We start from the raw sequence: 4,387 nt of genomic DNA on the forward strand, positions 1-4,387 counted from the left end.
GAGCTGCGCGAGCGCCTGTCCGAGGCCGGCCGCTGTGCCACGGAGCTGGCGCGCGAGCGCTACAACGCCATCGACATCCTCGCCATGCTCACCGCCAGCCTCATGGCGGTCAACAAGGCCGAGCGCTCCAGCTCCTTCGCCCTCTCCTCCGACTCGTACAACAACCTCGGCTTCATCAGCGGGACGATCGGGCTGAAGCGGCTGGCGCAGCGGCTCTTCACCCGCGCCCAGGAGGGCAACGGCCGCGCCCTGTGCAACCAGTACTTCGCCCGTGCGCTCATCTCCCTGGGCATGGGTGACCTCGCCGACTCCGCGCACGAGGCCACCTCGGGGCTGGAGCACGCGAAGACGCTGGGAGACCGCTACTGCATCGTCACGGGTATCTCCATCTCCGGCTCGGTGTTCGAGCTGGACGGGCGCGCGGCGGAAGCGCTGGAGCGGTACGAGGAGATGCTCGATGTGGCCCGCGCGCATGGCAACGCGCGCCACGAGTGCTGGGGCAGCACGGGAATGGCCGTCGCGCTCTCGGTGCTGGATCGCCACGAGGAGGCCCAGGCGTGGGTGCGCTACAGCCGCGCCCGGCTGCCGGGGGACGACCTGCTCACGGGCATCGGCTGCCACGCGTACTGGGCCCTCATCCGCCTGCGTGCCGGCGATGCGACGGGGGCGAAGGAGGACGGCGCGCGGGCGCTGGCGCTCTGGGAGCACTCGCGGCTGAACATGCTGCCGCACCTGGGGGCGCTCACGGATGCCAGCACCGTGTACCTGACGTTGTGGGAGGAGGCGCTCGCCACGGGCTCGCCCGAGGCGGAGGCGCTGGGCCGCGCGGTGCGGAACCTGTCGCGGCGGCTGGACTCCTATGCGGGCCAGTTCCGCGTGGGGCGCAGCCGGGCGGCACGCATCCGGGGCACCCTGCTGTGGCTGTCCGGAAAGCACGCGGCGGCGCGCAAGGCGTGGACCCAGGCGCTGGAGCAGGCGCGGCGGCTGTCCATGACGGCCGACGAGGCCCACGCGCTCTTGGAGCTGGCCCGGCACGAGCCGGAGGGCACGCAGGAGCGCCAGCGCAAGCTGGAGCAAGCCCTCGAGCTCTTCACCCGGCTCGGCATGGTGTACGACGCCCGGGTGACCCGGGTCCTCCTGGGCACCCCGCTCCTGGAGGCTCCCGCGTTGGTTTCGGGGGAAGTGACGGCGGCCTGAGCCCAATTCAGAATGAGGCTCCTGGCGCGGCTCGCTTGTAGACGTCTACAAGTGATGTGGCATGGAAAACCACCTTCACCTACTTCGCTTGTAGACGTCTACAAGTGAAGCCCGCCGGAGTCACCGGCCCCGAATGCTCGTCTGAAGCTCGGAGATGAGCGTCTCGTAGCGCAGCGGCTTGCCCAGCACCCGGCACACCCCCAGGGACAGGGCGGCCTCGCAGGCCAGCGAGTTCACGTGCCCCGTCACCACCAGCACCGGCGCGCCGGGCCTCGTCTGGCGCGCCGCGCGCACCACGTCCAGCCCTCGGCCCCCGGGCAATTCCACATCGGTGATGACGGCGTCGAAGACCTCGTCGCGCAGGCGCTGGAGCGCCTCCTGGGTGGCGCACAGGCCCACGGCCGTATAGCCATCCATCGCCAGGAGATCGCACAGCGCTCCGGTGGCCACCGGCTCGCCATCCACCACCAGGATGCGCTTCATCGTGCTCACCTGCCGCCCCACGGTTGCGGCCTCCCGCCCCATACCCGGCGCACCGGGAGGGCCGGCAGGCAAAAGGCCAGCTCCAGCGCATCCGCCGCGTCCGCCAGCGAGCCGTGCGCGGCCTCGATGCGCGCGAACCTCGCCCGCACCCGCTCCATCTCGTCCACTGGGAGCAGCCGCCGCACCATCGGGAAGAAGCGCCCCTCCTCCACCTCCGTGTGGCCCCGGTGCAGGCGCACGTACCGCTCCGCGAGCGCGTACATTTCCTCGGGCTCCTGCTCGCCTCGCACCACGGCCCGCACCACCTCGCGCAGCTCCCCGGCCATCTCGCGCCCCAGCGCATGCTGCCCGGAGAGCGCCGCCAGCACGCCCGCGCCCAGCGGCAGCCCTCGCGAGGTGATGGCCTGGAAGACCTCGTCCTCCTTCGCATCGTGGCTGCCGTCCACGAAGGTGAGGAGGAAGTACGCGGCCCGCTCGAACAGCACCGGGGAGACAACCCCCCCGGCACGGCCGTGCGCCACGGCCCGCTCCAGCACGTCCATCACGCGCGCGATGGAGCGATGCTCCTTCATCAGGATGTCAATGGCGTCCATGTTCACACCGTCCTCGAGAAGCGGGGCCGCTCGGCCCGGCGCAGGTACGTGTCGAACACCATCGCCACGTTGCGCACGAACAGCCGCCCCAGGGGAGTCACCTCGAGCTGGCTCCCCTCCCGGTGCACCAGCCCATCGTCTTCCAGCGGCCTGAGCCGCTCCAGTTCGAGCGCGAAGTCGCGCGGGCCGTCCTCGCCCAGGTCCACCCAGAAGTTGCACATGAGCTGGGTGATGATGGCGCGGCGGCGCCGATCGTCCTCGCTGAGTCGGATGCCGCGCTCGGTGGCGAAGCGGCCCTCGCGGACGCGCTCGTAGTAGTACGGCAGGGCGCGGACGTTCTGCGCGTACGCCCCTCCCACGTCGCTGATGCCCGTGGCGCCGAGCGCCACCACGTCCGAGGCCGCCTTCACCGTGTAGCCCTGGAAGTTGCGCCCGAGCGCACGCCGCTCCTGGGCGCGCGCCAGCTCGTCCTCCGGGACGGCGAAGTGGTCCATGCCGATGGGCCGGTAGCCCGCCTCGGCGAAGGCCGTCCACGCCGAGCGGAACAGCTCCATCTTCGTCCGAGCGTCCGGCAGGGCCTCGGCCGGCATGCGCTTCTGGTGCTTGAGCACGTCCGGCATGAAGGCGAACGAGTAGACGGCGAGCCGGTCCGGCCGCAGCGACAGCACCTGCTCCAGCGTGCGCGCCCAGCTCTCCGGCGTCTGGTGCGGCAGCCCGTAGATGAGATCGAAGTTCACCCCGGAGAAGCCCAGGGTGCGCGCGTGCTCCAGCAACTCCCGCGTCTGCTCGAAGGGCTGGAGGCGGTTGGTCACCTCCTGCACCTTCGGGTCAAAGTCCTGCAACCCCATGGAGATGCGGTTGAAGCCGAGCTGCCTCAGCAGGGAGAGCTGCCCCGGCGTGGTGATGGCCGGGTGGACCTCGATGGCCACCTCCGCGTCCGGCAGCGGGGAGAGGTGCCGGGTGAGGCCGCTCCACAGGCGCTCCATCTGCGCCTCGGAGAGGAAGGTGGGCGTGCCGCCCCCCCAGTGGAGCTGCGCCAGCTTGCGCCGGGGCCCGAGCCGGTCCACCACCTGAGCCAGCTCCTGGAGGACGTGGTCGACGTAGACGTCCGCCGCGCCCCGGTCCTTGGAGACGACCACGTTGCACCCGCAGTACCAGCACAGGCTGCGGCAGAACGGCAGGTGGACGTAGAGGGAGAGGGGCTCATCGGCCCCAGCAATGCGGGCCGCCTCGAGCCGGTCGGCGTAGTCCTCCGTGCCGAAGTCGGGCCGCCACTCGGGGGCGGTGGGGTAGCTGGTGTAGCGAGGGCCGGCGACGTTGTACCGCCGCATCAGCTCTTCGGAAGGCGTGGGGATTTCCAGGGACGCAACCATCGCTCCCCTTTCCATTCCAAGCACCGTGCCAACGCCGTGCCCCCGGCCTCCTCCGTCCGGACGTCCCTTCCGAGCGCAAGCGCTGCGTTTGAACGCAAGGGTTGCGCTTCAGGCGCCCATCGGCCCGGACGCCTGGTCAGCGACCTCTCCACCGGACGGTGGGGGTCACGGCAGGTCATCCGAGCTGCCACTGAGCGCGGGCAGCTCGATACGGAGGCGGGCCCCCCCCTCGGAGCGGTTCTCCGCCTGCAGGGTCCCGCCAAAGCGCTCCACCAGCTCGCGCGAGATGGACAGGCCCAGGCCGGTGCCCTGCTCCGGGCCCTTGGTGGTGAAGAAGGGCTCGAAGAGGCGCGAGAGCACCTGCGGAGGGAAGCCGGGGCCATTGTCCTCCACCAGCAGCACCACGCGCTCGCCTCGCGCCTCGCCCCGGACCCACACCTCGCCCAGGGCCGTCTTCGCATCCTCCAGCGCGTCCCCCGCGTTGACGAGCAGGTTGAGCACCACCTGGGCCAGCCGCCGGGGCGTGGCGAAGACCTTGGGGAGGTCCGTCGGCACCTCCACCGTCAGTCGGGCCACGTGCTTGAGCCGGATCTCCGCCAGCCGGGTCGCGTCCGCCACCACCTCCGACAGGTCGCACTCCAGCGGATCCTCCACGTCCATCCGGGAGAAGCCCTTCAGGTCCTTGACGATCTGCCGGATGCGCTCCACGCCCGAGCGCGTCTCGGAGAACGCCATCTCCAG

Annotated in this window: 5 protein-coding genes; 1 reads left to right on the forward strand and 4 read right to left on the reverse strand. The window is 71.0% G+C overall.

The features are described from left to right. The coding region (locus tag VF697_RS22140) for a hypothetical protein (protein WP_331098097.1) at positions 1-1,197 on the forward strand (1,197 nt) is incomplete at its 5' end. 120 nt (positions 1,198-1,317) lie between these two features. Here the strand turns inward: VF697_RS22140 and VF697_RS22145 are convergent. The 4 genes from VF697_RS22145 to VF697_RS22160 all read right to left on the reverse strand — a co-directional run. After that, positions 1,318-1,680 carry a response regulator gene (locus tag VF697_RS22145; protein WP_331098099.1) on the reverse strand — a complete coding sequence of 121 codons (363 nt, stop codon included), beginning with the start codon at positions 1,678-1,680 and terminating at the stop codon, positions 1,318-1,320. A 5-nt stretch (positions 1,681-1,685) separates the two neighbouring features. Then, positions 1,686-2,273 (reverse strand): hemerythrin domain-containing protein, encoded by a 588-nt coding sequence (locus VF697_RS22150; protein WP_331098101.1) that lies wholly within the window; start codon positions 2,271-2,273, stop codon positions 1,686-1,688. Positions 2,274-2,275: 2 nt separating this feature from the next. Further along, positions 2,276-3,646, reverse strand: coding sequence for an oxygen-independent coproporphyrinogen III oxidase (gene hemN, locus VF697_RS22155; protein WP_331098103.1), 1,371 nt, complete (start codon positions 3,644-3,646; stop codon positions 2,276-2,278). Positions 3,647-3,811: 165 nt separating this feature from the next. Further along, the coding region (locus VF697_RS22160; protein ID WP_331098105.1) for a sensor histidine kinase at positions 3,812-4,387 on the reverse strand (576 nt) is incomplete at its 5' end.

Source organism: Archangium sp. (assembly GCF_036388035.1).
In the GTDB taxonomy this organism is placed as follows: domain Bacteria; phylum Myxococcota; class Myxococcia; order Myxococcales; family Myxococcaceae; genus Archangium.